The sequence below is a fragment of the Tabrizicola sp. genome (assembly GCF_030694085.1).
Lineage (GTDB): Bacteria > Pseudomonadota > Alphaproteobacteria > Rhodobacterales > Rhodobacteraceae > Tabrizicola.
This window is the reverse complement of record NZ_JAUXZE010000071.1, coordinates 32923-59249: the sequence shown is the minus strand read 5'-3', so window position 1 is coordinate 59249 and position 26327 is coordinate 32923. Positions and strand designations below refer to the sequence as shown.

The 26327-nt window shown below is 66.5% G+C and carries 29 protein-coding genes; 1 reads left to right on the top strand and 28 read right to left on the bottom strand.

Annotation, left to right across the window (positions count from 1 at the left end):
- Positions 1-35: 35 nt before the first annotated feature.
- From Q8M85_RS15880 to Q8M85_RS15800, 17 genes are all read right to left on the bottom strand, one after another.
- Positions 36-431, bottom strand: coding sequence for a DUF3168 domain-containing protein (locus Q8M85_RS15880; protein WP_305546343.1), 396 nt, complete (start codon positions 429-431; stop codon positions 36-38).
- Positions 428-766, bottom strand: coding sequence for a head-tail adaptor protein (locus Q8M85_RS15875; protein ID WP_305546342.1), 339 nt, complete (start codon positions 764-766; stop codon positions 428-430). Before Q8M85_RS15875 ends, Q8M85_RS15880 begins: the two co-directional genes overlap by 4 nt.
- Complete coding sequence (locus tag Q8M85_RS15870) at positions 763-1359, bottom strand: head-tail connector protein (protein ID WP_305546341.1); 597 nt, start codon at positions 1357-1359, stop codon at positions 763-765. The genes Q8M85_RS15875 and Q8M85_RS15870 overlap by 4 nt, the downstream gene beginning before the upstream one ends.
- A gap of 87 nt (positions 1360-1446) precedes the next feature.
- Positions 1447-2658, bottom strand: a complete 1212-nt coding sequence (locus tag Q8M85_RS15865) for a phage major capsid protein (RefSeq protein WP_305546340.1) — start codon at positions 2656-2658, stop codon at positions 1447-1449.
- 33 nt (positions 2659-2691) lie between these two features.
- Entirely contained in the window at positions 2692-3243 is a 552-nt protein-coding gene (locus Q8M85_RS15860; RefSeq protein ID WP_305546338.1) for an HK97 family phage prohead protease, read from the bottom strand.
- A 4-nt stretch (positions 3244-3247) separates the two neighbouring features.
- Positions 3248-3493: a hypothetical protein gene (locus tag Q8M85_RS15855; RefSeq protein ID WP_305546336.1), complete on the bottom strand. Its 246-nt coding sequence runs from the start codon at positions 3491-3493 to the stop codon at positions 3248-3250.
- Positions 3490-4668 carry a phage portal protein gene (locus tag Q8M85_RS15850; RefSeq protein WP_305546334.1) on the bottom strand — a complete coding sequence of 393 codons (1179 nt, stop codon included), beginning with the start codon at positions 4666-4668 and terminating at the stop codon, positions 3490-3492. Before Q8M85_RS15850 ends, Q8M85_RS15855 begins: the two co-directional genes overlap by 4 nt.
- An 89-nt stretch (positions 4669-4757) precedes the next feature.
- The gene (locus tag Q8M85_RS15845) at positions 4758-6053 is read right to left on the bottom strand and encodes a DNA-packaging protein (protein WP_305546332.1); all 1296 of its coding nucleotides are present in this window, start codon (positions 6051-6053) and stop codon (positions 4758-4760) included.
- Positions 6046-6375: a hypothetical protein gene (locus tag Q8M85_RS15840; RefSeq protein ID WP_305546330.1), complete on the bottom strand. Its 330-nt coding sequence runs from the start codon at positions 6373-6375 to the stop codon at positions 6046-6048. Before Q8M85_RS15840 ends, Q8M85_RS15845 begins: the two co-directional genes overlap by 8 nt.
- A 192-nt stretch (positions 6376-6567) precedes the next feature.
- Positions 6568-7746 (bottom strand): endolytic transglycosylase MltG, encoded by a 1179-nt coding sequence (gene mltG, locus Q8M85_RS15835; RefSeq protein WP_305546328.1) that lies wholly within the window; start codon positions 7744-7746, stop codon positions 6568-6570.
- Between the two features lie 2 nt (positions 7747-7748).
- Positions 7749-9008 (bottom strand): beta-ketoacyl-ACP synthase II, encoded by a 1260-nt coding sequence (fabF, locus tag Q8M85_RS15830; protein WP_305546326.1) that lies wholly within the window; start codon positions 9006-9008, stop codon positions 7749-7751.
- A 167-nt stretch (positions 9009-9175) separates the two neighbouring features.
- Positions 9176-10123 (bottom strand): arginase family protein, encoded by a 948-nt coding sequence (locus Q8M85_RS15825; protein WP_305546324.1) that lies wholly within the window; start codon positions 10121-10123, stop codon positions 9176-9178.
- Between the two features lie 224 nt (positions 10124-10347).
- The gene (locus Q8M85_RS15820) at positions 10348-10581 is read right to left on the bottom strand and encodes an acyl carrier protein (protein ID WP_128515501.1); all 234 of its coding nucleotides are present in this window, start codon (positions 10579-10581) and stop codon (positions 10348-10350) included.
- Between the two features lie 139 nt (positions 10582-10720).
- Entirely contained in the window at positions 10721-11458 is a 738-nt protein-coding gene (gene fabG, locus Q8M85_RS15815; RefSeq protein ID WP_305546322.1) for a 3-oxoacyl-ACP reductase FabG, read from the bottom strand.
- Between the two features lie 11 nt (positions 11459-11469).
- On the bottom strand, positions 11470-12399 hold the full coding sequence (gene fabD / locus Q8M85_RS15810; protein WP_305546320.1) for an ACP S-malonyltransferase: 930 nt from the start codon (positions 12397-12399) through the stop codon (positions 11470-11472).
- A gap of 58 nt (positions 12400-12457) precedes the next feature.
- Positions 12458-13156, bottom strand: coding sequence for an SDR family oxidoreductase (locus Q8M85_RS15805; protein WP_305546318.1), 699 nt, complete (start codon positions 13154-13156; stop codon positions 12458-12460).
- Between the two features lie 56 nt (positions 13157-13212).
- A complete protein-coding gene (locus tag Q8M85_RS15800) occupies positions 13213-13692 on the bottom strand; it encodes a DUF411 domain-containing protein (protein WP_305546316.1) in 480 nt (159 codons plus the stop codon).
- 150 nt (positions 13693-13842) lie between these two features.
- On the opposite strand from Q8M85_RS15800, the gene Q8M85_RS15795 reads away from it, so the two are divergent.
- Positions 13843-14694 carry a sugar phosphate isomerase/epimerase gene (locus tag Q8M85_RS15795; protein WP_305546314.1) on the top strand — a complete coding sequence of 284 codons (852 nt, stop codon included), beginning with the start codon at positions 13843-13845 and terminating at the stop codon, positions 14692-14694.
- A 4-nt stretch (positions 14695-14698) separates the two neighbouring features.
- Here the strand turns inward: Q8M85_RS15795 and Q8M85_RS15790 are convergent, their stop codons facing one another.
- The 11 genes from Q8M85_RS15790 to Q8M85_RS15740 all read right to left on the bottom strand — a co-directional run bounded on the left by Q8M85_RS15790 (position 14699) and on the right by Q8M85_RS15740 (position 26315).
- Entirely contained in the window at positions 14699-15808 is a 1110-nt protein-coding gene (locus Q8M85_RS15790) for a Gfo/Idh/MocA family protein (protein ID WP_305546312.1), read from the bottom strand.
- Positions 15805-16881, bottom strand: a complete 1077-nt coding sequence (locus Q8M85_RS15785) for a Gfo/Idh/MocA family protein (protein WP_305546310.1) — start codon at positions 16879-16881, stop codon at positions 15805-15807. Before Q8M85_RS15785 ends, Q8M85_RS15790 begins: the two co-directional genes overlap by 4 nt.
- An 11-nt stretch (positions 16882-16892) precedes the next feature.
- A complete protein-coding gene (locus tag Q8M85_RS15780; protein ID WP_305546308.1) occupies positions 16893-17867 on the bottom strand; it encodes an ABC transporter permease in 975 nt (324 codons plus the stop codon).
- Positions 17864-18862: an ABC transporter permease gene (locus Q8M85_RS15775; protein WP_305546306.1), complete on the bottom strand. Its 999-nt coding sequence runs from the start codon at positions 18860-18862 to the stop codon at positions 17864-17866. Before Q8M85_RS15775 ends, Q8M85_RS15780 begins: the two co-directional genes overlap by 4 nt.
- 379 nt (positions 18863-19241) lie before the next feature.
- Positions 19242-20732 (bottom strand): sugar ABC transporter ATP-binding protein, encoded by a 1491-nt coding sequence (locus Q8M85_RS15770; protein ID WP_305546304.1) that lies wholly within the window; start codon positions 20730-20732, stop codon positions 19242-19244.
- Positions 20733-20803: 71 nt separating this feature from the next.
- Positions 20804-21820: an ABC transporter substrate-binding protein gene (locus tag Q8M85_RS15765; RefSeq protein ID WP_305546302.1), complete on the bottom strand. Its 1017-nt coding sequence runs from the start codon at positions 21818-21820 to the stop codon at positions 20804-20806.
- 30 nt (positions 21821-21850) lie between these two features.
- Positions 21851-22765, bottom strand: coding sequence for a sugar phosphate isomerase/epimerase (locus Q8M85_RS15760; protein WP_305546301.1), 915 nt, complete (start codon positions 22763-22765; stop codon positions 21851-21853).
- 5 nt (positions 22766-22770) lie between these two features.
- Entirely contained in the window at positions 22771-23919 is a 1149-nt protein-coding gene (locus Q8M85_RS15755; RefSeq protein WP_305546300.1) for a Gfo/Idh/MocA family protein, read from the bottom strand.
- Positions 23912-24637: an SDR family NAD(P)-dependent oxidoreductase gene (locus Q8M85_RS15750; RefSeq protein ID WP_305546299.1), complete on the bottom strand. Its 726-nt coding sequence runs from the start codon at positions 24635-24637 to the stop codon at positions 23912-23914. Before Q8M85_RS15750 ends, Q8M85_RS15755 begins: the two co-directional genes overlap by 8 nt.
- Positions 24634-25551 carry a MurR/RpiR family transcriptional regulator gene (locus tag Q8M85_RS15745; protein WP_305546298.1) on the bottom strand — a complete coding sequence of 306 codons (918 nt, stop codon included), beginning with the start codon at positions 25549-25551 and terminating at the stop codon, positions 24634-24636. The genes Q8M85_RS15750 and Q8M85_RS15745 overlap by 4 nt, the downstream gene beginning before the upstream one ends.
- Complete coding sequence (locus Q8M85_RS15740) at positions 25548-26315, bottom strand: oxidoreductase (RefSeq protein WP_305546297.1); 768 nt, start codon at positions 26313-26315, stop codon at positions 25548-25550. Before Q8M85_RS15740 ends, Q8M85_RS15745 begins: the two co-directional genes overlap by 4 nt.
- Between the last annotated feature and the right edge of the window lie 12 nt (positions 26316-26327).

Genomic DNA, 26327 nt, shown 5'->3' with positions numbered 1-26327 from the left:
GTGTGGGAGAGGGGCTTGGGGGTAAGAGGGCGGAGCTACAGCTGAACCCGCGCCCGAAAGGTCAGGTCGATCCGCCGCGTCTCGCCCTCTTCGATCCGGCGGGCGCTGGCTCGCAGGAAGAACATGCTGACCAGCGCGCCGCGGCTTAGGGACAATGGCGCGCCGATCAGGGCGTCCGAGATATCGGCTGCAATCGTCTTGATCGACAGAAACCCGGTCTGATCGGTTATCACGCTGATCACCATCTGATGCTCGGCCCCCGCGCCGGATTTGTCCGACTGGTCGCGGGCCTCTTCTGGGCCGATCAGGACAAAGGTCCCGGTCACATTCGGCGGCACCGCGTCGTGAATCGCCACACCGGACAGGGAAGGCCAGGTCGATAGCCTCTGGAACACCGACGTCTGCAGGGCGGGTGCTGCACCATAACTCATTTCGGCACCTCCTCGCGGGCAAAACAGGTCAGAAAGCGACCGAACTGGTCTCGTTCAGTCACTGCCTGGATCAGGAACAGCCGTGTCCCTTCGCGGAACCGCTGCCCAGCCGTGGGACGAGACGGAGACCCCGTCGGTGTCCCTCGGACCGTGATCCGGTAGGGCACCGCCGACAGCATCCGCTCCTCGCCCAGGGTGTCGCTGCCGGATCCCGGCAGGACTTCGGCCCAAAGTGTGCCCAGTGCCGTCCAGGCCTCGGTGAAGCCACCAGCTCCGTCAGGGGTCCGCACCACCCCTTCCAGCACCAGCGCCCTGTTCAGATGGGGCGTGTTCATTTCTTGCCCCCGCCCAGGATGCGGACAGTGCGCCAGCGTTCGATCAGCGTCACCACGCCAAAGGGCAGCCCGGCAGCCTGCGCGCCATCGTCGTGCCGGTGTTCGTAGTATTCACCCGCAAGCAGAAGCACCGCCTGCCGCAGGTCGACCGGCACGTCCGTCCAGGCCGGGCCGAAACCTGCGTCAAAGACCATCTTCACCAACCCCTCACTCGGGATCGTCGGCAGCGAAGTTCCCTTGCCCGCCAGTCGCGGCCGGTGCAGGTCCTTGACCAGACGGTAGGACGTCGCCGGCACCACCACTTCGGCCCCCGACGCATCCACCAGGGTCAGGCTAACGATCCCCGACACCGGCGACACGGGCAGCGCCTGCTCGGCGTCGCGCCAGCAATCCAGGACCCACAGGAACCGGCGCTGGAACAGCATCTTGCCGATCCGCCCTTCGATCGCGGCCATCGCAGCGCGAAGGTAGGTCTCGATCAACCCGTTCTGCAGCCCGTCATCGGCGAACCCGGACCCCATCCGCAGATGGTCCTTCATCTCCTCTACCGGCAAGGCCAGCGACGGCACCGGGGTTTCTTCGGTCAACATCATGATCAGATCTCCGCCCGCGGCCGGGCCTTCAGGTGTTGCAAGGCACGGGGAATGGTCCGACCCCCGCCTGGGGGTCGGACCGGGTCATCAGGACACCGCGACGCGGAGAAGCTTGATCGCCGCAAAGTCGGTGATGTCGCCGCCCACGCGCTTGTTGGCGTAGAAGAGGACGTTGGGCTTGGCCGAGAAGGGGTCGCGCAGGATCCGCAGGTCGGGGCGTTCCGCGATGGTATAGGCCGCGCGGAAGTCGCCGAAGGCGATGGCGAAGGCGTTGGCCGCGATATCCGGCATGTCCTCGCAGACCAGCACCGGATAGCCCATCAGACGCGAGGGCTCGCCCGCCGCCAGACCGTCCGACCAAAGGAAACGGCCATCGGCATCCTTCATCTTGCGGACTGCACCGACGGTCTTCGAGTTCATCACGAAAGCCGCATTGGCCCGGTAGTCCGCGCCCAGCGCGTAGACCAGGTTGACGATGCAGTCCGCCGGGTTGGTGGTGGCGAAATCCGCCGCCGCGCCGGTCGGAACGTAGCCGATATTGCCCCAGGTCCAGGAAGCGTTTGCCACCTTGGTCGGCAGCAGGATGCCCTTCGGCTTGTCCACACCATCACCGTTGATGAAGGCCGCAGCCTCGGCACGGATGAAGCGGGTCGCGATCTTTTCGGCCAGCCAGCCCTCCACGTCGAAAGCACTGTCATCCAGCAGGCGCTGGCTGGCTTTTGGCATCGCCGCCAGCTCGTGCAGCTTGATCGAGATGCGCTCGATGATCGGGGTCGCGGTCTCGGTTGTGGCTGCGGTTTCGGTCGCCCAGCCCGAACCAACCTCGGACCGGTCGACGATCACGTCGAACGAGGTCGCCTCGACCTGCACGACATTGGCAATGGACCGAAGCGACGAGGTCGCGAACAGCATCGACCGGATGCGGTCGGCAGTCTGCGGGTCGACCAGGTAGCCGCCATCAGCCGCCACGGCCGAGGACATCGCCTTGCCTTCCAGGGTCAGGCCGCGCAGGCCATCGTCATCGCCCGACCGCAGATAGGCGTTGAACGCCTTCTGATGCGGGGCCTCAACCTCCGCGCGGGCCGAAAGCGCCGGGCGGCCATAGGACATCGTCTTTGCGTTCAACATGGTCAGTCGCTCTTCCTGATGTTTCAGCGTTGATTTCACGTCGTCCTGAAAGCGGTTGAATTCGTTCAGGAACCCGGTCATGGCCGCCTTCGCCTCGGCGGCCGGAGTCTGGTAGGTCAGAGTCTGGGCAGAGGGCATAGCTTCCCCGGCCCGAGCCTTCGTCTCGGTCATCTCTTCATCCTTCTCTTCAGTTGGGACGCCGCGCTATCGCCCGGCCAGACTGCGGCGCGCGTCCTCGAAGACCGCCGCCATGTCGCGCCAGTCACCGTCCAGGGCATCCGCCTTGGCCGCGACCCGCGCCTCGGGAAGCATCGGGAAGGTCACCAACGACACCTCCCAAAGCTCCAGCTCCGACAACAGGCGCTTGCCCTTGCCGTCGCGTTCCGCCTTGACCGTGCGGTAGCCGATCGACAGCCCGTCGATGGCCCCGGCCTGGAGCAGCGCCGCCACCTCGCGGCCCTTCTCCACCTCGGTCAGAATGCGCCCCTTGACCCAAAGGCCCGTGGCATCCTCGCGCACCTCGTCCCAGACGCCGATGGGCTGGGCCGGGTCATGCTGCCACAGCATCTTGACCCGCCCGCCCCGCGCGCGCAGCCGCTTCAGGCTGGCCGCATAGGCGCCCTTCTGCACGATGTCGCCGCCCTGGTCGGTCTTGCCGAACAGCGAGGCATAGCCCTCGACCACATGGCCCTCCGTCACCACAAGGCCCGCTTCGGCCTGCTGGAACTTCCGTTCAGGCGCTCCGTAATCCGTCATTTCCTCACCTCATCGCCGCCCTGATGACCGTCTCGGCCATCTGTGCCAGAAGGAACGCCGCCACACCGTAGACGCCGACCCAGATCCGTTTCTCCAGCCGTTCCAGCGTCGCCTCGATCAGCCCCAGCCGATACTCCAGGCCCGCCCAGCGCTCATTCGCGACGCGCTCGTTCGCTTCGATCCGCGCGGCGGCGGCGTCGAAACTGTCGTAGACAAAGCGCGACCCGCCCTCGGACCGCCGCGCCGTCATTCTTCCTCCGCCAGCTTCGGCAGACCCAGAAGCATCCGCTTTTCGGCGACGGTCAGGAAATCGGCCACCGCCACCCGCGCCCATTGCTGGTCCCGCTCGCTGGCCAGCGCCGGCACCTGGTCGAGGTCCGGCTTCAACTCCACCGCCTCACCGGCAAAGCCCGACAGCCAATGCGCAAGATCCGCCATCACCTTCGTCGCCAGCGGCAGCACCGTCAGCCGGTAGAACGCCCGGTTCGCCTCCTGATAGTTCGAATAGGTCGCGTCCCCCGGGATCCCCAGCAGCATCGGCGGCACGCCGAAGGCAATCGCGATCTCGCGCGCGGCGGCTTCCTTGGTCTTCTGGAACTCCATGTCTGACGGGCTGAACCCCATCGGCTTCCAGTCCAGACCCCCCTCCAGCAGCATCGGCCGCCCGGCATTGCGGGCCCCCTGATGGTGCGCCTCCATCTCGCTCACCAGCCGCTCATACTGGTCCGAGCTCAACGAGGCCCCACCATCCGCCCCCTTGTAGACAATTGCCCCGGAAGGCCGCGCCGCATTGTCCAGCAGCGCCTTCGACCAGCTGGAGGCACTGTTGTGCACGTCCACCGCCAGCGCCGCCGCCTGCATCGGCGAGAAACCGTAGTGGTCGTCCTGCGGGTGGAAGGTCTTGAGATGGCAGATCGGGCTCATCTCGCCTGTCACGTCATACCGATGCGTCCGCCCGCTGACCGTATAGTCATAGGCCACCGGCCAGCCATCCGCGCCGGGAACCAGGTTCATCCGGTCCGACCGCAGCACATGCAGCTCGCCCGGCACCGCCGACACGCCTGGCACCGCCTCGACATAGGCGTTCCCGGCCAGCAGCAGATAGCCATAGACCGCCTCCAGAAACTCCGCCCGGCCCTGGTTGCCGTTCGGGCGGCTGATCAGGTCCAGCACCGGGTGCGTGTCGAACCGCTGCTCATGCGTCTGGCACACCAGCGGCAACGCCGCCGCCGCCTCGGCGATCAGCCGCACCACGCGAAACCCGATCGGGTTCGCCTGAAACCCGGTCCGGGTCAGGCTTGCCGTGTCGCGCGGGCTCCAGGCCACGCGGCCCGCATTGCCCCAGGCGATCACCCGACCCACGGCCGAGGCCTTGCGTTCCGGAACCGCCTCTACCGGCGCCTTCCGCAGAAAATCGAAGACCATCCTCGCACTCCTTCATGCCTCGGGCAGCGCCCGACCATCCGGGCTGCCTGATGCGCCCGGCCATATGACCTGCCAAATCCCTAAATCCCTTAAAGCGACCGAACGCTGGGTCGACCGCCATGCAACGCCCCCAGCATCAGGTCGGTCAGCGCCCAGACCAGCGCATCCAGCCGGTCAGGAGACCCCGTCCCCTGCCAGCCCACCGCCGTCATCTTGCTCATCTGCTCTTCCAGCGCGCCAAGGCCCCGGACATGGCGAACCCGGCCCTGCTCATACAAAGCCGCCACCGGCTCGGCCCGCAGCATCTTCGACCGCGTCGCATGAACGCCTCGGTAAGGCACCAGCGGGTCGATCATCCGCACCAGCTGCTCCACCAGATCGCCGCCCTGGTTCACCTCGGCCACCAGCCGATCCGCCCCATGCCGCTCCATCGCCGCCAGCGCAGCCCGCGCCCAGCCTTCCGGGGTCGCCCCCTTCACGCTGGCATCCTCCAGCACGACCGCCTTCCAATCCTTCGGGTCGCCGCGCGTATCGGCTCCGACGACCACGATCCCGCACTCGTCGCTCGACTTCATCGACGTGACGGGCGGGTCGACCGCCACCACGATCCGATTGACCGTCGGTACCGTGTCCACCCGCGCCGCCTCCAGCATCGCGTGGGTCCACAAGGCACCGTCCGCCTCTTCGATCAGCAAGCCCTCCAGCTCCTGCCGCCCGAACTTTGTCCCGCCATAGCGCGCCTGCACCTCGGCCAGGAAGCTTTCCGCCAGATAGGCCCGGTTCGCCTCGGTCGGGGCATGCGTGATCACCGACGAGGGGTTCTTCAGGATCGCTTTCAGCACCCCGACGTTCCGAGGAGTCGTCGTGACCACCGCCTGCGGATTCCGCCCCAGCCGCAGCGCAAACTGCAACTGATCCCAGGCCTCGCCGCCCTTCTTCCACTTGCCCAGTTCATCCGCCCAGGCCGCATCGAACTGCGGCCCCCGCATCGCCTCGGGCTCATGCGCCGAAAAGACCTGCGCCACGGCGCCGTTCGGCCACAGCAACTGATGCTTCGACGCCAGCCACTCCGGCTTCCGGTCCGGTGGCGAGCAGGCGATAATCCCGCTCTCCCCCAGAACCATCACATCGCGCACCTGGTCGATGGTCTCGCCCACCAACGCCACCCGCTTGCACCGCCCTGGATCAACGGGCCCCGCGCCCTCGACCTGGCTGCGCACCCACTCCGACCCCGCCCGCGTCTTGCCCGCGCCGCGCCCGCCCATGATGACCCAGGTCTTCCAGGCCCCCCTTGGCGGCAACTGATGCGGCAGCGCCCAGAACTCGAACACCCAGGGCAGCGCCAGCAATGCGTTCTGGCTCAACCCGGACAGAAACTCATCCACTTCCTCCGGCGCCGCGGAGGCAAGCCAGGCGGCGCCCGATTTCAGCTCGGGCCTCGTCAAGGTCGAGCGCCCCTCCGGCTCCGACGTGGCCGGCGATCTGCTTGCGGAGTTGGTCAACTTTTCCCCTTTCCTGCAACACTGCCAGAGCCGTCGCGCGTAGCTCGCGGATCGCAGTCTGTGCCGCTTTCACTTCATTGAATTCCCCGGCCTTCAGCGCGTTCATCGTGCGCTCAAGCTCGATGACTGCCTCTTCGTAAAGCCGTTCCGTAACCCCCAGGACATCTGCCTGTGGGGGCACGTCGCCCGTGAACCTCACTGTCATCTAGTACCGTCACCCCTCATGCTGCCCCCGCACGAAGGAAATGAAAAAGCGGCCAACGGGGAGGCACCCCGGGCCGCTTCGACACTTCTTCTAGCATGCCAGAAGGTCTACATCAGACCGCGCGGCGAGTCAAGAAAAAACGCTTCTGTATCAAAGGCTTGACCGATCTCAAGCTTCACGTTTCGTTAATCCCTATTCCCCCTGGACGCCGCCCTCGTCCGCCGCGCCCTGCTCTGCTTCGATCCGGCGCCACCGGGCCACATTCTGATTGTGCTCGTCCAGCGTCTGAGCGAAGGCATGCCCGCCAGTTCCGTCCGCCACGAAAAACAGGTAGTCCGTCGTGTCGGGGTTCATCGCCGCGTTGATGGACGCTGTTCCGGGATTGGCGATCGGTGTCGGGGGCAAGCCGTCGATCACATAGGTGTTGTAAGGCGTCTCGCGCCGCAACTCGCTTTGCCGCAGGCCGCGTCCCAGCACACCCTCGCCCTTGGTTAATCCGTAGATCACCGTCGGGTCGGTCTGCAGCCGCATGCCCTGTTGCAGGCGGTTGACGAAAACGCTGGCCACCCGGCCGCGTTCTTCCGGCACCGCGGTTTCCTTCTCGATGATCGAGGCCATGATCAGTGCCTCTTCCGGCGTGTCATAGGGCAGCCCTTCCGCCCGGTTCGCCCAGGCCTCGGCCAGGGCCGCCGCCTGCCGCTCGGTCATCTTGGCAATGATGGCACCGCGCTCGGTCCCGCGCTCGACCTCATAGCCACCCGGCGCAAGCGACCCTTCCGGCGGCACCGTCTCCAGCGCGCCTTGCAGGAAGTCCGCTTTCTTCAGTGCATCCACCACCTGCCAGCTGGTCACTCCTTCGGCCATCGTAATGCGGAAGACCAGCGCCGGATCATCCGAGACCTCAAGGTATTCGGCCGGCAGCGGATCGACGCCGGCATCGAACCGCGCGACCTCTGTATAGGCGTTCGAGGTCAGGTCCAGCTCGCTCAGGACGACATCCGACCGTGTGACCCCGATCCGAAAATTGAGATCGCGCCCGCAGGTCGACCGCCCCGTCGCGGTGATCGCTTCCAGCACCTGGGACATGCTTGCGCCGGCCGGGACCGTGTAGCTGCCGAACTTGAGGTCATCCGCGCGGTCGGCATACTCGGCGCCGATCCTAAAGATGCGGGCGTCGCTGATCGCTCCCCGCTCCTCAAGGTTCCGGCTCACGGCCGACAGGCTGGCCCCCCGCTCTACCTCCAGGCAGATCGCCTCGGTCAGCGGTCCCGGTGCCACGAACTCGTTACGTCCCCAGGCGACCAGGGCAGCCATCGCGACCAGGATCACGATGAAAAGCGTCAGCGCGTTCGAGGCGATGGACCGCCACATCCCTAGCGCACCTTGCCCAGGACAAGGCTGGCATTGGTGCCGCCGAAGCCGAAGCTGTTCGACAGCGCCACGTCAATCTTGCGGTGCACCGCCTTGTTCGGGGCAAGGTCCAGCTTGGGCTGCACCGCCGGATTGTCCAGGTTGATCGTCGGCGGTGCCACCTGATCCCGGATCGCCAGCACGCAGAAGATCGCTTCCACCGCACCTGCCGCCCCCAGAAGGTGACCGATCGACGACTTCGTCGAAGACATGGTCGCCTTCGGGGCGTGGTCCCCCAGAAGTCGTTCCACCGCGCCAAGCTCGATGGTGTCGGCCATCGTACTGGTGCCGTGCGCATTGATATAGTCGATGTCCTTGGCCTCCAGCCCCGCCCGCTTCAGCGCGGCGGCCATGCTGCGGTAACCGCCGTCCCCGTCCTCGCTGGGCGCAGTGATGTGGTAGGCATCGCCGGACAGCCCATAGCCCAGCACCTCGCAATAGATCTTCGCGCCCCGGGCCTTGGCGTGCTCGTATTCCTCCAGGACCACGATGCCCGCGCCCTCGCCCATCACGAACCCGTCACGGTCTGCATCATAGGGGCGGCTGGCCTTCTGCGGCTCATCGGCCCGCTTCGTCGACAGCGCCTTGCAGGCGTTGAACCCGGCGATCCCGATCTCCGAAATCGGGCTCTCCGCCCCGCCCGCCACCATCACGTCGGCATCGCCCCACATGATCAGCCGCGCCGCATCCCCGATGGCATGCGCCCCGGTCGAACACGCCGTGACGACCGCATGGTTCGGCCCCTTGAAGCCGAACCGGATGCTCACCTGCCCCGAGACAAGGTTGATCAGCGCACCGGGGATAAAAAACGGCGAGACCCGCTTCGGCCCCTTCTCCTTGATCAGGACCGCCGTCTCGGCAATCGAGTTCAGCCCGCCGATCCCGGACCCGATCATAACCCCGGTCCGCAGTTTCTCTTCCTCCGGGATATCATCCCACCCGGCATCTCGCACGGCCTGCACGGCGGCGGCCATCCCGTAGATGATGAAATCGTCGACCTTGCGCTGTTCTTTCGGCTCCATCCAGTCGTCGGGATTGAAGGTGCCGTCCGTGCCGTCGCCCACCGGAATCTCGCAGGCGTACTGGGTGACGACGTTCGAGCTGTCGAACTTGGTGATCGTCCCCGCCCCGGACTGGCCCGCGATCAGGCGGGTCCAGGTCTCCTCGACCCCGCAGGCAAGGGGGGTGACCATTCCAAGACCGGTGACCACGACGCGACGCATGCTTTCCCTCCCACGAACAGGCTTTCAGGGTGATACACGGCCCCCCTTGCCCGTGCAACCTTGGGGGAGCGTCATCGGCGGGCCGAAGACGTGTCCACGGAGGACAAAACCTGGAAGACAAATGAAATCCGTCGCTTGACCGCGGACGTTCAGGAATCCTCAACTCCTTATCCCTGCCGCGAGACGATGCCCATCACGGCGGCCAGCATCTGCGCCGCGACAGCCGCCCCCTGCCCGTCGATGTCGCGGGCGGGCATGAACTCTACCATGTCGAACCCGACGATCTTCGCCTTCTCGGCCACGCCCGCGATCAGTTCCAGGACCTGCCAGTAGCCAAGCCCCCCCGCTGTCCGCCCGATCACGGCTGGCATCACGCTGGGGTCCAGCGCATCGAGGTCAAGGCAGACGATCACCTCCGCCCCGTCGGCGATCAGGTCCATCGCCCGGCCGATGCCATAGCGCGCCACCTCGCCCGCAGGCACGAAGCCCACGCCCCAGTTTTCCGCGTCCGCCACGTCCTGCAACCGGGCCGAACCAATACCGCGCTGGCCGACCTGGATGATCGCGTCGATATGCTCCATCTCCGAGGCCCGCCGCATGGTGGACGACAGGCCCAGCCGTTCTCCCTGCACCTCGTCGCGCCAATCGATATGCGCGTCGATCTGCAGGATGGTGAACCGCTGCCCTCGCGCGCCATACGCCTCAAGCATCGGAATCGGCAGACTGTCATCGCCCCCGATCAGCAGCGGCACCCCACCCCGGTCCAGGATCTGGCTGACCGCCCCGAAAATCCGCGCCCGGTTGCCGGCTGGGTCGTTCAGATCCTGCGGCAGATCGCCCGCATCGACCGCGGAAACCCCGCCCGGAAAGATCGGCCCGCCAAGGTCAAAGTTCATGTGGGCAAGGTTCGCCGCATAGGCCGCCCCCGCCGCCCGGATCGCCGCCGGACCACCCGCGCAGTAGAACCCGACCGAGGGATAGGGCGTGCACCCATCCGCCCCGATCAACGCCATCTTCGCCGACAGGCGCGACAGGTCCCGGCTGCGCGGCAAGCCCATGAATGTGTCGACGCCGGACGCGCCGAACATCGTGCCAAGGGCGGTATTGCCGGTCATGCGGGGCCTCCTGTTCCATTCCCCAGTCTGGGGATCGCTGCGAAGGCTGGCAAGCGTGATGGAAGGGACTGCGGCGAGCGTTTGCCGAGACGGGGGGCCTTGGACCAAAATCCTTCGAAGGATTTTGCAAATCTTTTCGAAAAGATTTGCCCGCCCGGACTCCCAACCGAAACGCAAAGGGCACCCCGAAGGGTGCCCTGCTGTCCGAAACCGGACGAAAGCGCTTAGGCGGCTTCCGAGATGAACTTCACCGCGTCGCCGAAGGTCTGGATGGTTTCGGCGGCGTCATCCGGGATCTCGATCCCGAACTCTTCCTCGAAGGCCATGACCAGCTCGACCGTGTCGAGCGAGTCTGCACCCAGGTCGTCGATGAACGAGGCCGATTCCGTCACCTTGTCGGCTTCGACGCCCAGATGCTCGACGACGATCTTCTTCACGCGATCAGCGATGTCGCTCATGTTCGTTCCTCTATCTTGGCGCGGGGTAGCTCCCGGCCTTTACCGTTCTACCCGCATACCCGGGCCTCAATCCTGCGCGCCTATAGCAAGGGTCGAAGCGCATGGCAAACGCTTTAACCTGACTTGCGCGGGGCGTGCGTCAGACCATGTCCATGCCGCCATTCACATGCAGTGTCGCGCCGGTCACATAGGCGGCTTCCGGCGAGGCCAGGAACAGGACAGCCGCCGCGATTTCCTGCGGCGACCCCATGCGGCCAGCCGGGACCGAGCCAAGGATCGCGGCGCGTTGCGCCTCGTTCAGCTTGTCGGTCATTGCGGTCTCGATAAAGCCCGGCGCGACGCAGTTCACCGTGATTCCACGGCTTGCGACTTCGGCGGCAAGGGATTTCGAAAGCCCGACCATCCCGGCCTTGGAGGCAGCATAGTTCACCTGGCCCGCGTTGCCCGTGGTGCCCACGACCGAGGAGATGTTGACGATGCGCCCCCAGCGCGCCTTCATCATGCCCCGGATCGCGGCGCGACACAGGCGGAACGTCGCGGTCAGGTTGACGTCGATGACCGACTGCCAATCCTCGTCCGACATGCGCATCGCCAGACCGTCGCGGGTGATTCCGGCGTTGTTGACCAGGATGTCCACCGCGCCCATCGCCTCCGCCCCGCGCTTGACCAGGCCTTCCACGTCTTCGGGGTTCGACAGGTTGCAGGGCAGCACATGCGCGCGGCCGCCCAATTCGGCGGCCAATGCCTCCAGCGGCTCGGTGCGGGTACCAGAGAGGCCGACAGTGGCCCCGGCAGCGTGAAGCGCGCGGGCGATGTCGGCACCGATGCCGCCGCTGGCGCCGGTGACAAGGGCGCTTTTGCCAGTCAAGTCAAACATGGGGTGTCCTTTCAGGCCTTGAGTGCGGCGATGTCGTCGGGTGTGCCGATGGCACGGGTGGTCGCACCCTGAGCGGTGCGCTTGATCATCCCCGACAGCGCCTTGCCGGCGCCGATTTCCCAGTACTCGGTCACCCCGGCCTTTTCCATCCACAGGACGGATTCGCGCCAGCGGACGGACCCGGTGACCTGCGCGATCAGCAGGTCCATGATCCGGTCGGGCTCCATCACCGCCTCGGCGCGGACGTTGACCACGACCGGCAGGCTGGGCTTGGCGATGGGGACTGCGGCCAGCGCCTCGGCCATCACATGCGCGGCGGGCTGCATCAGGGCGCAGTGGAACGGAGCGGACACCGGCAGCAGAAGCGCGCGCTTGGCGCCCTTGGCCTTGGCGATCTCGACCGCGCGCTCGACGGCGGCCTTGTGGCCCGAGACGACGACCTGGGCGGGATCGTTGTCGTTCGCGGCCTGGCAGACCTCGCCCTGGGCGGCTTCCTGCGCGACCTGGGTGGCGGTCTCGAAATCAAGGCCCAGAAGCGCGGCCATCGCGCCGATGCCGACGGGGACGGCCTCTTGCATGGCCTGGCCACGGATGCGCAGAAGCCGGGCGGTGTCGGACAGGGTCAACGAACCGGCGGCGCAAAGGGCAGAGTATTCGCCAAGGCTGTGCCCGGCGACAAAGCTGGCCTGGTCGATGCCGAAGCCCTCGGACTCCAGCGCACGCAGGGCGGCGATGGACGTGGCCATCAGCGCGGGTTGGGCGTTCTGGGTCAGGGTCAGCTCGGCGATGTCGCCATCCCAGATCAGCGCGCTGAGGTTCTCGCCCAGCGCCGCGTCCACCTCGTCGAAGACGGCCTTGGCGGCGGGATAGGCTTCGGCGAGTGCCTTGCCCATGCCGATGGTCTGGGCACCCTGGCCCGGAAAGACGAATGCGCGGCTCATGCTACCCCCCACGTGTTTCATTCGGGATAGCGCGGCGGGGCCGGTCATGCAATCGCGGTCAGACGCTCCGGGTGATCCCGCCATCGACGCGCAGGTTCTGGCCGGTGATGTAGCCTGCCCCGTCCGAGGCAAGGAACGCCACCGTTGCCGCGATCTCGTCGGCGCGGCCGTAGCGGCCCATCGGGACGGACTGGCGGCGCTCCTCGGTGGCGGGCAGGCTGTCGATCCAGCCGGGCAGGATGTTGTTGATGCGGATGCCATCGGGCGCATAGGTGTCGGCGTAGATCTTGGTGAAGGCCGCCAGACCCGCCCGCGCGACGGCCGAGGTCGGGAACATCGCCGATGGCTCGAACGCCCAGGCGGTCGAGATGTTGATGATGGACCCGGATTTCTGCGCCTGCATGATCGGGGTCACCAGCCGGATCGGGCGGATCGCGGACAGGAAGTAGACGTCCATGCCGCCCTGCCAGTCGGCGTCGGTCAGATCCAGAAGCGGCTTCCTGGGTCCGTGGCCGGCGCTGTTGACCAGGACGTCCACCCTGCCCCACTTCGCCATCACCGCATCTACAACCCGGGCCACATCGTCCGCGCTCTGGTTCGACCCTGTGACCCCGATCCCGCCCAGTTCCGCGGCCAGCGCCTCACCCTTGCCCGAGGAGGACAGGATGCCCACCCGGTAGCCATCCGCCGCCAGCCGTCTTGCCGCGGCGGCACCCATGCCAGAGCCGCCCGCCGTGATCAGAGCCACCTTGTCCATCGCGTCCTCCTTACTGCTTTCACCGGCTTAGCACCCGGGGGACGGGCCGGAAAGGTTCAGGCGGCGGGGTAGCTGGCGAAGACCGTGGTGCTGCCGTCGCGGGCGACAAGGAAGACGTCATAGGCCTCGCGCTCGGCCTCGGGTCCCATGCCGGGAGAGCCCCAGGGCATGCCGGGAACGGCAAGGCCCAGCGCGTCGGGCCTTTCCGCCAGCAGGCGGCGGATGTCGGCGGTCGGCACATGGCCCTCGATCAGGTAGCCCCCGGCCTCGGCCGTGTGGCACGAGATCATCGTCTCGGGGATGCCTTGGGCAAGCTTGAACTGAAAAAGCTGGTTCGGGGCGACCATTTCGACCGTCACGGCAAAGCCCTCGGCCTCAAGGATCTTGATCCATGCAGTGCAGCAGCCGCAATCGGGGTCCTTGCGGACATGGACCGTGGTCTGGTCGGTTGACGCAAGCGCGGGAAACGCTGCCAAGCCAGTCAGGCCGACCCCGGAAAGCAGGAGATGGCGGCGGTTCAGGATTTGTCGGGTCATGTCACATCCTTCGGGTCCTAGGGGCGCAGGATGCCACAGATGCCGATCCGACGACATGGTCGAAATCAGCACAGCCACGGCTTGCCAGATCGCCGACCCTGCCCCAGTCTGCCGTCCAGTATCAAGGGCCTGTGCGAAGGGGAACTCGGCATGAAGGGATTTGGCGTCCATACCTCGATGTGGACGATGGCCTGGGACCCGGCGGGGGCCGAACGGGCCGTCACCGCCTGCAAGGCGCTTGGCTTCGATTTCATCGAGATCGCACTTCTGTCGCCCGAAAAGGTCGACACCACCCACTCCCGCCGCCTTCTGGAGCGTGAGCGCATGGCTGCCGTCTGCTCGCTGGGCCTGCCCGAAGGCAAGCGCGCCTCGTCCGACCCAGAGGCGGCGACCGCTTTCCTGCGCCATGCGCTTGACCAGTGCGCGGCCATCGGCGCGCAGGCTTTGACCGGGGTTACCTACGGCGGCATCGGCGAACGCACCGGACTTCCGCCGACCGAACGGGAACGCGACAACGTGGCCCGCGTCCTGGGCGACGCCGCAGCCCATGCCCGCAAGCTGGGGATCGCCTTCGGGATCGAGCCGGTGAACCGTTATGAAAACCACATCGTCAACACCGGCTGGCAGGCGGTCGAGATGATCGAGAAGGTCGGGTCCGACAACATCTTCATCCATCTCGACACCTATCACATGAACATCGAAGAGCGCGGCATGGCGCTTGGCATCCTCGATGCCGGGCCACATCTGCGCTACATCCACCTGTCCGAAAGCGACCGCGGCACGCCGGGAGAAGGCAACGTCCGCTGGGACGAGGTCTTCGGCGCGCTGCAGGCGGTAGGGTTCACCGGCGGGATGGCGATGGAAAGCTTCATCGACATGCCGCCCGAGATGTCCTTCGGCCTGTCGGTCTGGCGGCCGGTGGCCGAAAGCCGCGATGTCGTGCTGGAGCGCGGCCTCCCCTTTCTGCGCAACAAGGCGCGGCAGTATCGGCTTTGGTCCTGACGAGCTACAGGATCAGCCGCGTCGCAGTCCCCACCTGAACCGCTTGTCCGGTGCGGCGAGACTGGATGGCCGCGAAGGCCAGCGCCAGGCTGTCAAGGTTCTCTTCGGCCCCGTTGGCAGGTTCGGTGCCGTCCTCGATGGCGACCAGAAGCGCGCCCATCGCGCCGCGGAAGCCGTCGTTGAACCAGGTTCCCTGCAACTGCGGCCGGGCGATGCCTGCGGCGGTGGTCAGGGTTACCGACTGCTGCCCAAGATCCGGCCCATCGCTTTGCAGGCTGCCCCTGGTCCCAGCGATGTAGGTCGTGTCGCGCGGCCCGTGCGCCGTGGCCCCGTCAAAGACCAGCGAGGCCTGTCCACCCTCCATCTGTACCAGAACCTGTGCAAGAAGCGGGGCCCCGGCGGTCTGGCCGGTGGCATGGGAGGCGCTGGCGAAAACGGTTCTCGCCCTTGACCCGATCACGCTGCGCAGAAAGTCGAACCAGTGGATGCCGAAGTCATAAAGGATCAGGTCCTCGATGGTCTCGAAGGGTGTCCCGGCGATCCAGCCGTGGTTCCAGTGGATCGAGATATGCGCGCTGACGACATCCCCCACCAGACCCGCCCGCACGGCCTCACGCATCCAGGCAAGGTGCGGCGCCCAGCGCCCATTCTGGTTGACGGCAAGCTTCACCCCATTCTCGCGCGCAAGGACGACAAGGCGGCGGCCGTCCTCCAGGTCCAGCACGAAAGGCTTTTGTGACAGGACATGCTTGCCGGCCTTCAAGGCCGCTTCGATGATCGACAGGCGGCCCGCCGGGTGAAGTGCAATGTCTACGACGTCGATCGCGGGATCGTCCAGGATGTCCTGCCAGCGGTCAGTCACCCGCGCCTGGGGCGCGTATTCGGAAGCTTTCGCCTGGGCCTTGGCGCGAGTCCGGTTGCAGATCGCCGCGACCTCCCATCCTGCCGTGCGATAGGCATCAAGATGGGCGGGGATGATGCCCCCTGCGCCGATGATCCCGATCCGGGGCCGGTAGTTGCGCGGCATCGGCGGCTGGAAGGAAAGATCCGGCGCGGGGACCTCGGTCAGCACGGCGGACTTCAGGGCATAGGTGTCGGCGTCGGGTTCGCTCATGGGACCAAGGGCAGGCTGCGCTTTTGCCGGGCGGACTGGGCCGCAGTGTCGACAATGCGCTGGCCTGTCAGGCTGACGGCGGGGTCAAGCGGGCCGGTCAGCGGTTCGCCCTTGGAAATGCAGCCCAGCACGTATTCGATGGCATTGCGACCGCCTGGCGGCAGGGGGTCCACCGGGATCGCGTGTGGGTCGGGGTTCGCGCGGGTCTGCGCGGTGACGTGGTCGGCATAGTCCCAGGAGGCGATGGTGCCCTCGGTCCCCACCAGGATGAAGCCGCATTTCGGTTGCGGCTGGATCACCCAGGGGTCTGTGAAGGTGCCCCAGCGGGTTTCCATCTTCGACAGGCCTTTGGCGTAGCGGCAGACCACGATGGCGTGCTGGTCCACTTCGATCCCCGGCGTCTCATCCGTGACGCAGGTCACCTCCAGCGGGGCCTCGCCATTCCGGTACCACGTTCCCAGCGTCGCGCCGTAGCCAAGGTAGTCCAGCAGGCTTCCGCCGCCCGAGGCGCGCTTGTACCACCAGGAGGTGGGTTTCTGGCGTTCAACCTCCTCGCGGCTGACCTCGATCTTGTCGGCCAGGTGATAAAGCGGCCCCCGGTTGCCGCCGTAGGAGTGGATCTCGATCACCTCGCCGATCATGCCTTCATCGACAAGTCGCTTGGCGGTGACGTGGGATTCGACCCAGCGCAGCGGCCAGTTGATCGCAAGGGTCTTGCCGGTGGGCTTCACAGCCTCGATCATCGCGCGGGCGTCGGCGACCGAGGCGGCGAAGGGCTTCTCGACGAAGACATGGACGCCGTAGGCCGCAAGGCGCCTCGTGTAATCGGCATGGTTCGCCGTTGCCGCGCAGAGGATGGCGAGGTCGGGTTTCGCCTGACGCATGCAGGCGTCAAAGTCGGTGAATACCCTGTCTTCGGGGATGCCGAAGGTGTCGATGGCGCGCTGCATGGTTGCGCGGTCGGGGTCAAAGATCCCGGCGATCTCGGCGTCGGGATGGTCGTGGACGCAGCGCAGCAGGTCGCCCATGTGCATGTGGTCGAAGCTGATGCCGACGATGCAGAACTTTGCCATGAAAACCCCTTTCAGTTGCGCTCGGTCAGACGGATGAACAGCGCGGTGACGGCCAGGATGATCAGGCCGAACAAAATGCGTCGCCCGCCTTCGGGGATCTGCATCAGGGTCAGCATCGAGGTCAGGACCGTCAGGATCAGCGCCCCCACGATGGTGCCGCCGTAGCCCCCTCGCCCGCCGAAGATCGAGGTGCCGCCGATTACGGCTGCGGCGACGGACGGCAGGTCCAGCGGCAGCGCCAGCGACAGCGAGGCGGTCTTGATCTGCCCAAGGTATAAGAGGCCGGTGATCCCGGCGATCAGGCTGGAGAGCGTGTAAAGCGTGAAATGGACCTGCCAGACCCGGACGCCCGACAGCCGCGCGGCGGCCTCGTTCGCGCCGATGGCATAAAGCAGGCGACCGAACCCGCTGCGGCGCTGCGCCCAGATGATCAGGGCGGCGAAGGGGATAAAGAGGGCGAGGCTGTTCGGCAGGCCCAGGGTGCGGCCGGTGCCGAGCCAGAGCAGGAAGTCCGGGATCAGGACGCCCGTGGCGATGACATAGCGCTGATAGACAAGGAGGCAGCCCGTGGCGATCAGGGCGGTGCCCAAGGTCATGATCAGCGGATGGACGCGGCAGATGGCGATGCCGAAGCCGTTCACAAGGCCGATCAGGATGGCCGAGGCAAGAGCGATGGCGATGGCCGGGGGCACTCCGATCAGCGGAGAGAGTGTGGCGGTCAGGTAGGCGGCGATTGTGGCGGCGGTGCCTACGGAAAGGTCGATGCCGCCGGTCAGCATCGTCATCGTCTGACAGGCCGCCAGCATTGCCAGCGGAATGGCGATCTTCAGCGTGTTCGAGGCCCAGAACATGCTGAGGACACCTGGGTTCAGGATCGCAAGGAGGCCGATGAGCAGGATGAAGAGGCCGATCAGGGGCAGAAGCGGCCGGTCGACCATCAAGCGACCAAGGCGGTTCAACACGGTCGGGGTGTCGGTCATGGTCATGCGCGTCTCCCCCGTGTGGCCAGGACGGCACCAAACATCACTACGGCGACCATGATCGTGCCCTCGATGATCGCGGCGACGTTGGGATCGACAGAGAGCAGCGTCAGGTCCATCCGCACGGTCCGCAGGATGAGAACAGCAAGGATCGGCCCCAGGATGCCGCCCCGCCCGCCGCCAAGGACTACGCCGCCAAGCACGACGGCCGCCACCGAGGCCATGAGGTAGGGACCGGGAATCGGTTCGCCGATGCCCGTGCTCATGGTGACGGACAGCCCGCCGAAAGCGGCAAAGAGGCCGCAAAGGGCATAGGCGATGATGCGGGTCTGGCCGACCGGCACGCCCGAGCGGAAGGCCGCCAGCGGGTCCGAGCCGATAGCGTACAGGCGCAGACCAAGCTTCGAACGGTGGATCGGGACCCAGATCACGGCGGCGACAAAGGCCAGAAGGACCAGAGCGCGCGGCAGCCAGTCGACCCCCGGTATCCCGCCGGCGGAAAGGGCGCGAAGCCAGGAGGCGGCACCACCCCCCGGCGCGTTCAGGATGAGAAGTGCGACGCCTTGCCAAACGAAAAGCATCGCCAGGGTGACAACGATGTCCGGCACCCTGGAGACGACGATGAGAAAGCCGTTGACCGCGCCCATCGCTAGTCCAAGTAGAAGGACAGCAAGGACGATGACGACAGATTGGCCGTCCGAAGCCCCGTCCATCAGCACGGCCCCGGTGACGCTGGCGACTGACATCATCGCGGCAATGGACAGGTCGATGCCACCGGCAATCACGACGATCGCCATCCCTATGGCGGCCAGCGCGAAGGGCAGCGCGGCCCGCGCCAGGCTGTCAAGGCCGGAGGCTCCGAAGTCGGGCTGGATCAGCTTGGTGGTCATCAGCAGCACCACAAGCAGCACGGCCAGACCAATAGTCCAGGTGTTTGCCTCTATCCAGCGTTTCATGCCTGCGCCCCGGTAGCGGCGGCGAAGCCCGTACCAGCGCGGCATATCCGTCGCCTGCGGTCGCGCTGACGCCTGCCGGCCGCGACAGGCTTTCGATCGTCTATCGGGGATCGGGCGGGCTCCAGATCAAGCGCCTTGCGGCGCGTGCCCTTTGTCTTGCCGCTTTGCGTGAAGAACGCAAAACGGCTCGGCCGCGACATGGTTCGCTCGAACCAGTGGCGCAAACCCAGTCGCACCTCTGGCGGGGATATTTGGGCAAGAGTGAAAGGCCGGACAGGCCGACAGCCCCCGGATTGGCAGGGCCCGGCGGCACCCAGTCGAGTGGCGTGCGCGACCGAGGGGGCGGCGGCTGGCGGGATCACATCACTGCGGCCAACCAGAAGGCAGAGCGAGCCTTTTAGGGTGACCTGGTGGGTGTTCATCATCATGCCAGGGCCTTCTCGGTCAGCCCGTAGGCCGCGCGCATCAGGGTGGCCTCGTCGGCGTCCCTCGCGTCGATGATGTCCACCACCCGGCCATTGAAGATCACCACAACGCGGTCGCAGGCGAGGCGGATCTCGGCAAGTTCCGAGGTGTAGAACAGCACCGCCGCGCCCTGGTCGGCCAGATCCCGGACCAGGCCGTAGATCTGCCGCTTGGTGCGGATGTCGATGCCCCGCGTCGGGTCGAAAAGGAGGAGCGTCCGCACCCCCTTGGCTATCCAGCGGGCGATGGTCACCTTCTGCTGGTTGCCGCCGGACAGCCTGCGGACCTCTCCTTGAGCGCGAGTGTCGATCTGCAGCGTCTGGATGGCGGCGTCGACCTTGGCGGCCTCGTCGTCCATGCGGATCGCACCCCAGTCGCGGATGCGGGCCAGCAGGGGGACGGCGATATTCTCGCGGACGGACCGCGACATCAGCAGCGCATGTGCCCGGTCGCCGGGCACCAGGGTCAGCCCGGCGGCGATTGCGTCGGCGGGGTGGGAGAAGGTCTTGGGCGTGCCGTCGACCGCGACCGTTCCGGCACTGGGTCTGCGGTTTCCCGCCAGCACATCGAACAGCTCGTCCTGTCCCTGGCCTTCCAGTGCCACGACACCAAGGACCTCGCCCTTGTGAAGATCAAACGAGACGTCGGTCAGACGGGTGCCGGTCCTCAGACTGCGCACGCGAAGGCGGGGTGTCTCGGTGGAGATCGGCTTCTTCGGTCGTTCCTCCGAGACGGCGGCGGCGACGGCGCCACCCAGCATCATCTCGACGATGCGGTCCTCGATGCCTGGCTCGATCTTGACGTCGCCCACGGTCATCCCGTCGCGCAGCACGGTGGCGCGGTCGCAGATCGCGGCGATTTCAGTAAAGCGGTGCGAAATGTAGATGACCGACCGGCCCGCGTCGGCCTGGGCGCGGACGACCGTCAGGACGCGATCGACCAGATCGGTCGGCAGGGCGGCGGTCAGTTCGTCCAGCAGAAGGACGTCAGGTTCGATGGCAAGCGCGCGGGCAAGGTCGACGATCCGCAGCGCGGCGAGCGGCAGCGAGCGGATCAGTGCGTCGGGGTCGAGATCGGGCAGACCCAGTTCGCCGACCCAGTGCCGGAACGGCTCAAGCCCGGTATCGCCAAGCCGCAGGTTGTCGGCCACCGATAGGTCGGGGATAAGCGAGGGTTCCTGGTAGACCGGCACCAGCCCCCATTTCCGCGCGCCGGCTGGGTTGGCGACAGTGCTGTCACGGCCCTTGATCCTGACGTGGCCCGCGTCGGGTTTCAGGACTCCGGTCAGGATCTTTACGAAGGTGGATTTCCCGGCCCCGTTCGCGCCCATCAGGGCCACGACCTGCCCGGCTTTCACTTGCAACGAGGCGTTCTTCAGGGCCTGCACCGCGCCAAAGCGCTTGGCCACGCCCGTGGCGTCGAGAACGGTGTCGGAGGCGGCATCCGGCATGGCAGGCTTTCGGGTGGGGAAGATCGGCCCCCGAGTCTCGCCGGGGGCCGCAAAGGATCAGGGTGCGGGACTTATTCGCCCGGGCCCTTGCAGGCGATGATCTGGTCCATCGTGTAGTTGGTCCAGCCGTCGATCGACACCGAGACCGGCCATTCCGGCGACAGGTTCGGGTTCGCGGCGGCGGCAAGCTTGGCCTTGCCCTCGTCGGTCACGTTTTCCCACAGGGCGGGGTCGACCAGCACGGTCTTTTCCGCCGGCATCTTGCCGTCAAGGATCTGGATCGCCAGTGCCACGCCCGCACCACCGACCGAGCCGGGGTTGGTGACGGCGGCACCCTGCAGCCCCTCGACCGACGACAGCTGGCCGACGAAGCCCGCGTTGTCCGCGCCGACGACCGGCACCATCGGCGCCCCGCTTTCGACCAGCGCATCGACAATCACGTTGTCGATGCCAGAGGTCCAGATGCCCTGGAACGGCACGCCCGCCGCGATGATGTCGTTGATCTGCTGCTTGCCCTGGTCCTGCTGCCAGCCGGTGAAGACTTCCTGCGCGACGGTGATGTCCGGGAACTCGGCCATCGCGCGCTTGAAGCCCTTGTCGCGGTCGTTGTCAGCCCCCGCGCCCGCAGCGCCACGCATGTAGACCACGGCACCCTTGCCGCCCATCTGCTCGAACAGCCACTTGGCGCCAAGGTAGGCGTATTCCTCCTGGTTGTTCGACAGGATATAGGCCGAAGGCTCGGTCACCGCCTGGTCAACGGCGACGACGACGATGCCCGCGTCCGTGGCTTCCTTGATCGCCGCGTTGATGCCTTCAGAGTTCGAGGGGTTCACCACGATGGCGTTGACGCCCGCCTGAATCAGGTTGCGGATGTCCTCAAGCTGGCCGGCCGCATCGGTGTTGCGGTGCGCGATGTTCAGGCTTTCGACCTTGCCAGAGGCCAGCGCCTCGGCCTTCATCGCGCAGACCATCTGCTCGCGCCAGCCATTCCCCTGCACAGTGTTCGAGATGCCGATCTTGTAGCCCTCGGCTTGCGCCATACCGGCCAGGCCCAGCGCCATCGCGGTTCCAAGAAGCAGTCGTTTCATGGTGATCCTCCCAGATCGTTGGTTATGGTCTTACGTGACGTAGGGCCGCAGGATGTCCCGGGCCAACGCGAAGCCGCGCTTGATCTTTTCGTCCGACCCTTCGAAGTCGCGGTCCTCGTGTTCGATGATGATGGGGCCATCGTAGCCCGCGCGATAGAGGGTGGCGAAGAAATCTTGCCACTCGACCTCTCCCAGCCCCGGCATCCGGGGAATCTGCCAGCCCATTCCCGCCGACAGGATGCCGTGGTCGTAAAGCCCGTCGCGGTCGATCATCAGGTCCTTGGCGTGGACATGGACCATCCGTGCGCCGAATTCGCGGACAAAGCGGTTCGCGTCGATCATCTGCCAGACCAGGTGGCTGGGGTCGTAGTTCATCCCCACGGCATCGCCCCAGGTCTCGAAGATGCGCCGCCAGATGCGGGGCGCGTAGGCGATGTTGTGCCCGCCCGGCCATTCGTCATGGCTGAAGATCATCGGGCAGTTCTCGAAGGCAAGCGTCACGCCGCTGGTTTGCGCATGGGCGACGATGGGCGCGAATACTTCCGTGGCGCGGGTCCAGTTCTGGTCCACCGTAAGGGTCCGGTCGCCGCCGACGAAGGTGTTGACGACCTTGAGGCCCATCAGGCTGGCGGCGGTGATGACCTTCTTGAGGTGAGAGGTCACCGCCTCGCGGTGGGCGGCGTCGGCGTGCAAAGGGTTCGGGTAGTAGCCAAGGCTCGAAACTGTCAGGCCCTTGGCCTTCAGCATCCCCATGATCTCGGACCCGCGCGCGGCGGTCATGTCCTCGATGGGCAGGTGCGCGGTCCCGGCGTAGCGGCGTTTCTCGCCACCTGCTTGCGGCCAGCAGGCGATTTCCAGCGCCTCGAAACCGGCACTGGCAGCGTAGTCGGCGACCTGCTCCAGAGGCGTTTCAGAGAAGGGGGCGGTAAGGATACCAAGCTGCATCTGTCTTATCCCACGTTGACCCAGGTTCCGCTGGCAGCACTGGCAAGAACCGCATCGCAGAACAGCATCTCGTAATGGCCATCGTCGAAGGTGGCCCAGGTGGACTCCGCCCCCCGGCCCCCGCGGGCGACGTCGCGGTAGACCTGGGTGAAGAAGGCGGCCCAGGTGTCGGCAAAGCCTTCGGGGTGGCCGCCGGGCATGAAGGCCGCCGCCGCTCCGGTCGGGTTCATCAGCGACGGATCACGGAGGAGGACCTGGTTCGGCCCCTCGCGGTGGCCGATCCACAGGTCCTCGGGGTGTTCGGCAGACCAGGCTGCCGAGGCTTTCGAGCCGGAGATGTCCCAGCACAGCAACCCGCGGCGACCGTGGCTGACCTGGCTGGTGGACATCATCCCCCGCCCGCCGTTGCCATAGCGCAGCAGGATCGTCGCGGCGTCGTCCGTCTCGATCTTGCGGGTTTCCGTGGGACCTTTCGTGGCCGTGAAGGTCTCCACCGGCCCCAGCGGTTTCTGGCGTTCGGGAATGAAGGTCGCAAGCTCGGCCATGACCGAAACGGGCTTCTGCCCGGTGACGAAGTTCGTCAGGTCCACCCAATGCGTGCCGATGTCGCTGACCGACCGCAGGGGGCCACCCTCCGCCGCCTCAAGCCGCCAGTTCCAGTCGGTGTCCTTGGCCAGCCAGTCCTGATGGAAATGCCCGGTGATCAGCCGCAGATCGCCCAGTTCCCCCGCACGCATCATCCCGTGGGCGTGCTGGTTCAGCGGATAGAAGCGGGTGTTGTAGCAGACCGCCGCGACCTTGCCCGACGCCCGCGCCATTGCCACCATTTCCGCCGACTGGGCCGAGGTCATCGCCAGCGGCTTTTCGCAGATCACATGCTTGCCCGCCGCCAGGATCGCCTTGACCTGCCCGTAATGCGCGACGTTGGGCGAGGTGACATGGACCACCTGCACCGCGGGGTCCGCCAGCAGCTCATCCAGCGAGGCATAAGCCTTCGCCACCCCCAAGGCTCGCGCCCGTTCTGCGCCCCGCGCGGCGCTGGACCCAAGGACGCCGACGATCGGAATCCCCAATCGCCGCAGGGTGCCAAGATGCACCGCGCCGATGAAGCCGGTGCCGACGACGGCCGCGCCGATGCTGGAAAGGTCAGGCAACGGAATATCCCCCGTCTATGGCAAGGCAGGTGCCGGTCATGAACGCGGCGGCGCTGGACGCAAGGAAAAGGACCGGCCCGGCGATGTCTTCCGGCTGACCCCAGCGCCCCATCGGCGTGCGCAGGTTCACCGCCGCGACATGCGCCGGATCGGTCCGGCTGCGCGCCGATTGCTGGGTGACGATGAACCCGGGTGCCACCGCGTTCACCCGGATGCCGTCCCCCGCCCAGGCGATTGCCAGCGACTTCGTAAGCTGCACCACGGCGGCCTTTGACGCACCGTAGGCCGGATTCCTGGGGCTGCCGAACATCGCATACATCGAGGCCACATTGACCAGAGCGCCCTTTGCGGCCTTGAGCTGGCTGTGAAACGCCTCGGCCATGCGGAAGGTGCCGTGCAGGTTCACGTTGACGACATGGGCGAAGAAGTCCGGGGCCATCTCTTCGCCCCTTGCGGTGATCGCGGCGCAGTTGACCAGCACATCCACCCGACCATGCCGCGCGGCGAAGGCCTGCACCGCCGCGCCGTCGGTCACGTCAAGCTGGGTGTAGGCGAAGCGGGCCGAATCCTCGGGCGCGGGTTCCGGCTCGGCCCCGGTGATTTCGACGGATGCACCCGCGTCCTGGAAGGCCCGCGCTATCGCCGCCCCGATCCCGGCCCGGCTGGCACCGACCACCACGACTTCCGCCCCGGCAAAGTCGAACCGGCTGTGCATCATGACGCCCTCCCCCCGGACTTCCGACCCCCATCCTTGGCCAGTCGCCGAGTCGATGCAACGGAATTCTCATTTTGTCGGTTATGAACGGTTTCAACCATCCCGAGCCTGCGCCCCAGACCGACGATCATCGCCTGCGCCACCACCATCGCCGGCACCTGGCTGCGGAAATGGCCCAGCCGCGCTTCGTTGACGTAAAGGACATGCGTGGCCAGCCCCGCCACCGGGCTTAGCGCATTGTCGGTGATCACCAGCACCCGGTTGCCCCGCGCGGCGGCAAGCTTCACGACCTCAACAGTCTCGGGCGTGTAGTCGTCGAAGGTCATCGCAAGCAGCGTGTCGCCCGGCCCCATCGCCGCCACCTGCATTGCCCGCATCGATCCGATATTGTCGATCAGCTGCGCCCGTCGCCCGATGCTGCCAAGCCCATAGACCGTATAGGCCCCCAGGCCGAAGGCGCCACGCGCAGCGGCGACATGGACCACTTCGGTCGCGGCCAGCACCTCGACGCAGGCCGCCAGCTGCTCGCGGTCCAGAGCCTCTTCGATCCGCAAAAGCGACTGAACGGCAGCCTGCACAAAGCTGCCGAACACCACGCCCGGCTGGCCCAGATCGCCATCCCCCACACCCGAAACCCGCTCGGCATAGGGCAGGCGCGGGCCCAGAAGCCGCTCGCGGAAGACCTGCTGAAGATCGGCGAAGCCCTGGAACCCCAGTTCCTTGGCAAAGCGGGTGATCGTCGCGGGCGGCACGTCGGCCAGGTTTGCCAGATGCACCAGGGTAGAAACCGCAACTTCCTCGGGGTGGTTCAGGAAGAACTGCGCCACCTGCGCCAGCCGCTTCGAAAGGCGCCCGGACCGCGCCACCAGCGCCGCCCGCAGCGCCTCGAAGTCGCGCGGTGGCGACAGTCCGGTCATATCGCCCCCGCCACTTTCTGCTCAAGATCCAGGATCGCCCCGCTCATCGGGGCCGAGGCGTCGGACAGCAGGAAGACCGCCAGCCGCGCGCAGTCCTCGGCAGTGACAAGGCGGCCCAGAGGTTGCGTGGCGGCGACCCTGGCCTCCCAGTCGGGGCCCAGCACGGCGGTCTGGATGCGGTCCTCGGTCTCGGTCGCGACCCATCCCAGGTTGATGCCGTTGACCCGGATGGCGTCTGCCATGTGCGCGTGCGCGGCGTTCTTTGTCAGCGTCAGCATCGCGCCCTTGCTGCCCGCGTAGATCGCCAGCTCCGGGATGCCGCAATGGGCATTCATCGACAGGATGTTGACGATGGCCCCCCCTGCCCCGTGCCGCCGCATCTCGGCAATGGCTTCCTGCATCAAGAGAAACCCGGCGCGACCGTTCACCGCGAAAAGCGCATCCCAGATTTCAGCGGTCCCGGTCAGAAACGAGCCGCGCGTTGTCAGCCCGGCCGCATTGACCAAGCCGTCGATCCGCCCGAAGCGCGCCACCGCGGCCCCTGCGATGTGCGCGGGGGCGGCAGGATCGGCCAGGTCGGCGACCACCGTCTCGACAGGCACTGTCGCCAGTTCGCCCGCAATCCGGTCCAGACCCGCGGCATCCCGGTCGATCAGGACCAGTCCGCCCACCCCCTCGGCCGCAAGCAGCCGCGCGATGGCCGCGCCGATGCCGCTGGCTGCCCCGGTGACGATGATCGACTTCCGTCCTAGCCCAAGTTCCATGCCCAGCCCCCG